This window comes from Pseudonocardia sp. (assembly GCF_025965585.1).
In the GTDB taxonomy this organism is placed as follows: Bacteria; Actinomycetota; Actinomycetes; order Mycobacteriales; family Pseudonocardiaceae; genus Pseudonocardia.
This window is the reverse complement of sequence record NZ_JAOPWR010000031.1, coordinates 1-5,414: the sequence shown is the minus strand read 5'-3', so window position 1 is coordinate 5,414 and position 5,414 is coordinate 1. Positions and strand designations below refer to the sequence as shown.

The window sequence follows — 5,414 nt, the reverse complement described above, 5'->3', positions numbered from 1 at the left end:
AGTTCAAGCGACAGCTTCGGATGTTCGCCGGCACCGACTTCGGCGTGCACTCACCGCGCTGGCTGTCCCGCTTCGGCGACGCCACCCGGCTGGCCGAGCGCTACCGGACCGGCCGGGTGCTGCTGGCCGGCGACGCGGCGCACATCCACCCACCGGTGGGCGGACAGGGCCTCAACCTCGGCATCCAGGGACGCGTTCAACCTCGGCTGGAAACTGGCTGCCGAGGTCAACGGCTGGGCACCGGAGGGGCTGCTGGACAGCTACCACACCGAACGGCACCCGGTGGCCGCCGACGTGCTGGACAACACCCGCGCGCAGAGCGAACTGCTGTCCACCGAGCCGGGCCCCCAGGCGGTGCGCCGGCTGCTGTCGGAACTGATGGGCTTCGCGGAGGTGACCCGGTACCTGATCGAGAAGATCACTGCGCTGGGGTCCGCTACGACTTCGGCGAGGGGCATGAGCTGCTCGGCCGGCGGATGCGCGACGTGGGGCTGAAGCGGGGGCGCCTCTACGAGCTGATGCGCGGCGGTCGCGGGCTGCTGCTGGACCAGACCGACCGGCTCTCGGTGGCGGGCTGGGCAGATCGGGTCGACCACGTCGTCGACGTCAGCGATGAGCTGGACGTGCCCGCGGTGCTGCTGCGGCCGGACGGCCACGTGGCGTGGGTCGGTGAAGATCAGCAGGATCTGCTCGGCGGCTGCCCAGGTGGTTCGGCGCCGGCGTGGGCTGAGCGCGAGCGGTCAGGCCGCTGCGGTCGTGTGCGGTCGTGGAGCAGGGCCTGGAGTGCGTGGTGGCGGGCCCGGCGCCCCCTCACGGCTGGCATGATCGGCGGACGTGACCCGCCTGCTGCTCTGGGACGTCGACCGCACGCTGCTCGTCGGGGGCGGTGTCGGCGTCGAGGCCTACGCGGCGGCGTTCACCGCCGTCACCGGACTGCCCTGGGCGGGGAGCCTGATCGCCGCGGGCCGCACCGACCTCTCGATCACCCCGGAGCTCTTCGCCCAGCACGGCATCACCGAAGCCGACCCGTACCTGGAGGCGTTCTTCGCCCGCTACGCCGACGAGTTCGCCGAGCGCCGCACCGCGATGGCCGCTCACGGGCGCGTGCTGCCGGGCGTCCCGGAGGTCCTGGCCGCGCTGCACGACCATCCCGGGGTGGTGCAGACGCTGGTCACGGGCAACATCGCCGCGGTCGGCGTCGGCAAGGTGGCCGCGTTCGGGCTCGACCGCTGGCTCGACACCGCCGTCGGTGCCTACGGCGACGACCACGCCGTGCGGTCGGAGCTGGTGGGCCGGGCCCGCGAGCGCGCCGAGGCCGCACACGGCCCCTTCGCCGACGACGAGGTGCTGGTCATCGGCGACACCGTGCTCGACGTCGGGGCCGCGCTCGCCGCCGGCGTCGTCGCGGTCGGGGTGGCCACCGGCCCCGCGACCGCGCAGGAGCTCGCGGCCGCGGGCGCCCACCACGTGCTGGACGACCTCAGCGACGTCGACGCTGCGGTGGCCCTGCTGGCCGGCGTCAGTTCCGCAGCCCGACCGCGCTGATCCCGGTGAGGGTGGGCACGAACAGCGCCGATCCGCTCACCGCCGGCGTCGCGAAGCGCGAGGTGGCGCCGACCGCGACGGAGGCGCGCACGGCACCGGTGGCGGCGTCGAGGCCGTCGAGCACGCCGCCCGACGCCGGCGTCCACACGGTGGAGCCGACCACGACCGGCGAGCCGTTCACCGTCGACGGCGCCTGCCAGCCGCGCGTCATCCGGTCGTCGCCACCGACGAGCACCTGCAGCAGCCCCTCGGAGCAGGGCAGGTAGGCGACCGCCCCACCGGGCGCGGTGGTCGTGGCGCCGCCGCCGTAGGAGCGGCACGAGGCCAGGTCGGCGCGTTGGCCGCCCACGCCGCCGAGCGCGTCGACGTCGACGAGGTAGACCTCCCCACCCTTGCCCGCGGCGATGACGCGGTGCGCACCGGGAAGCAGCAGCGGGCCGGTGGAGCCGAGGTCGGCGTCCACCGAGTTCTCCTCCGCCCATCCCGTGGGGGCGAACCCGTCGCGGAGGACCAGCTGCGGGGACAGCCGCAGGATCGAGTCGCTGTGGTCCCACGCGCCGCCGACCGCCTCGCCGTTGCCGGTGATGACCAGCACGTCGCCACCGGGCAGCGCCGCCGGCCCGGAGGCGGCCCAGATGCCGCCCTCGCGCGTGGTGGGCACGGCGAAGTCGGTCTCGGGTCCGCCGGCCGTCGGCACCCCGACGACCCGGCCGAGGTACTGCCCGCAGTCGCCGTAGTTGCCGCCGTAGGGGACGTAGACCGTGCCGTTCGCGAACAGCAGGGCGCCGCGCTGGAGCTCTGCGGCGGGCTGGCTGCCGGGCGCGTCGACCGGGCGCTTCGTGACGACGCGGCCGGTGCGCACGTCGACGGCGTAGAGCACGTGCTGCACCCCGGCCTGGGTGGCCACCGCGAACACCTGGCCCGTCGCCGGGTCGTAGGCGGGGGTGCCCGTGATGCCGATGGGGTCGATGTCGCCGCACGGGAGATCGCCGCCGGGCACGGGATCCGCGAGGTGGGTGCGCCACCGGACCGCCCCGGTGGAGCCGTCGAGGGCGTAGAGCGAGCCGCCCTCGGTGGCGGCCACGACCACGCCCCCGACGACGAGCGGGCTGGCGTACACGGCACCGTCGAGCGTCGCCCGCCACGCCACCGCGGGCGCCTGCGGGTCGGGCCCGGACGGCACGGCGCCGGAACGGGCGACGTCGCCGTGGTAGGTGGTCCAGTCGGCGCCGAGCTGCAGCGGAGCCGCGCCGGCCTCGGTGGCGACGGTGCCGGCTCCCGCCGGGGCGGCCCGCGCCGTGGGCGGGCCGGACGCGCAGCCCGCCAGGATGAGGAGTCCGAGAAGTGCGGCACCTGCGCGGCCTGAAGCCGACCTGAGGAGGCTCACCCGGCCATGCTCGCACCGTCCGGCCCGGCGTGCCCTCCGCAGTGGAGCAGGTGTCGGGCCCGTGGGGCCGGTCGTCCTGCCGTAGCGCGGAGGGCGGGTGCCGTCAGCCCTTCTTGTCGCCCGCCAGGCCGGCGCGGCGCAGGGCGTCGGCCATCGCGCTGTTGCCCAGGCCCCCGCCGCCGCTGCTCTCGCGCTGCGGGCGGCCGCCGCCGCGCTTGTCGCCCTGGCCGCCGCGAGGTGCGCCCTTGCCGCCGCGCGGGCCGCCCTTCTGCTCGGGGCTCCGCTGATCGCCACGGGGCCCGCGCCGGTCGCCCCCCCGCTCCGGCTTGGGCTTGCCTGCGCCGATCTCGTCGTCCAGGCGGAGGGACAGCGAGATGCGCTTGCGCGCCTCGTCGACCTCCATGACCTTGACGCGCACGACGTCGCCGGACTTCACGACCTCGCGCGGGTCCGACACGAAGTCCTTCGACATGGCCGAGACGTGCACGAGCCCGTCCTGGTGCACGCCCACGTCGACGAACGCGCCGAACGCGGCCACGTTGGTGACCTGGCCCTCCAGGAGCATCCCCGGGCGCAGGTCGGAGATCTTGTGCACTCCCTCGGCGAAGGTGGCCGTGCGGAACGCCGGACGCGGGTCGCGGCCCGGCTTCTCGAGTTCGGTGAGGATGTCGCTGACGGTCGGCAGCCCGAATGACTCGTCCACGAAATCCTTGGGGCGCAACGACTTCAGCTTCGGCGCGTTGCCGATGAGCGCCGCGATGTCGACCTTGGCCGCGTCCAGGATGCGCCGCACCACCGGGTAGGCCTCGGGGTGCACGCCGGAGACGTCGAGCGGGTCGTCGCCGCCCTGGATGCGCAGGAAGCCCGCACACTGTTCGAACGCCTTCGGGCCCAGCCGCGGCACGTCCGCCAGCGCGGTGCGGGTGCGGAACGGGCCGTTGGTGTCGCGGTGCAGCACGATCTGCGTGGCGAGCCCCTCGGTGATGCCCGAGACCCGGCGCAGCAGCGGCACGGAGGCGGTGTTGACGTCGACACCGACGGCGTTCACGCAGTCCTCGACCACCGCGTCGAGCGAGCGGGACAGGGCCGACTCGGCGAGGTCGTGCTGGTACTGCCCCACTCCGATGGACTTCGGGTCGATCTTGACGAGCTCGGCGAGCGGGTCCTGCAGCCGCCGCGCGATGGAGACGGCGCCGCGGATGGACACGTCCATGTCGGGCAGCTCGGCCGACGCGTACGCCGACGCCGAGTACACGGACGCCCCGGCCTCGCTGACAACCACCGGCACGAGCTTGAGCGCCGGGTTCTTGGCTGCGAGCTCGCGGGCGAGCTGGTCGGTCTCGCGCGACGCCGTGCCGTTGCCGATCGCGATCAGCTCGACGTCGTGCGCGGCGGCCAGCTTCGTCAGCGTGGCGAGCGAGGCGTCCCAGGCCTTGCGGGGCTCGTGCGGGTAGATCGTGTCGGTGGCGACGACCTTGCCCGTGGCGTCCACGACCGCGACCTTGACGCCCGTGCGCAGGCCCGGGTCCAGGCCCATCGTGGCGCGGCTGCCCGCGGGGGCTGCGAGCAGGAGGTCGCGCAGGTTGGTGGCGAAGACGCCGATGGCGCCCTCCTCGGCCACCGTGCGCAGCCGGACGCGGATGTCGATGCCCAGGTGCAGCAGGATGCGCGTGCGCCACGCCCAGCGGACGACGTCACCGAGCCACTTGTCGGCCGGGCGCCCCTGGTCGGAGATGTCGAAGGCGACAGCGATCGTGCGCTCGTAGTCGGTCTGGATGCCGGGCTCGGCGGGTTCGCGGTCGGGCTCCAGCGCGACGTCGAGCACCTCTTCCTTCTCCCCGCGGAACGCCGCGAGGATCCGGTGGGAGGGGAGCTTCGTGAACGGCTCGGAGAAGTCGAAGTAGTCGGAGAACTTGGCGCCGTCGGTCTCCTTGCCCTCCCGGACCTTCGTCACCAGCCGCCCGCGGGTCCACATCCGCTCACGCAGCCCGCCGATCAGGTCGGCGTCCTCGGAGAAGCGCTCGACGAGGATCGACCGGGCGCCCTCCAGCGCCGCGGCGGCGTCGGCCACCTGCTCGTTGACGTAGCCCGCGGCCGTCGCCTGGGGGTCGAGGGACGGGTCGCCGAGCAGTGCGTCGGCCAGCGGCTCCAGGCCTGCCTCGCGCGCGGCCATGGCCTTGGTGCGGCGCTTGGGCTTGAACGGCAGGTAGATGTCCTCCAGCCGGGCCTTCGACTCCGCGGCGCGGATCCGCTCCTCCAGGGCCGGGTCGAGCTTGCCCTGCTTGCGGATCTCCTCCAGCACGGCCGTGCGCCGCTCCTCCAGCTCCCGCAGGTAGCCCAACCGCTCCTCGAGCGTGCGCAGCTGCGCGTCGTCGAGGGTGCCGGTGGCCTCCTTGCGGTACCGGGCGATGAACGGGACGGTCGAGCCGCCGTCGAGCAGGTCGACGGCCGCCGTCACCTGGTGGGGCCGGACGCCGAGCTC

At 74.4% G+C, this 5,414-nt stretch carries 3 protein-coding genes and 1 pseudogene; 2 read left to right on the top strand and 2 right to left on the bottom strand.

Annotated elements, in window-relative coordinates; all coding sequences use genetic code 11:
* Together JWR81_RS01520 and JWR81_RS01515 are read left to right on the top strand one after the other, a co-directional pair.
* Positions 1-730, top strand: a pseudogene (locus tag JWR81_RS01520) (FAD-dependent monooxygenase); the annotation flags it as partial.
* 104 nt (positions 731-834) lie between these two features.
* Complete coding sequence (locus tag JWR81_RS01515; protein WP_297645749.1) at positions 835-1,545, top strand: haloacid dehalogenase-like hydrolase; 711 nt, start codon at positions 835-837, stop codon at positions 1,543-1,545.
* On the opposite strand, the gene JWR81_RS01510 is transcribed toward JWR81_RS01515, so the two are convergent.
* Both JWR81_RS01510 and JWR81_RS01505 read right to left on the bottom strand, forming a co-directional pair.
* A complete protein-coding gene (locus JWR81_RS01510; RefSeq protein WP_297645747.1) occupies positions 1,520-2,932 on the bottom strand; it encodes a PQQ-binding-like beta-propeller repeat protein in 1,413 nt (470 codons plus the stop codon). The genes JWR81_RS01515 and JWR81_RS01510 overlap by 26 nt on opposite strands.
* Before the next feature lie 103 nt (positions 2,933-3,035).
* Positions 3,036-5,414: Tex family protein (locus JWR81_RS01505; protein WP_297645745.1), on the bottom strand; the 2,379-nt coding region annotated here is incomplete at its 5' end.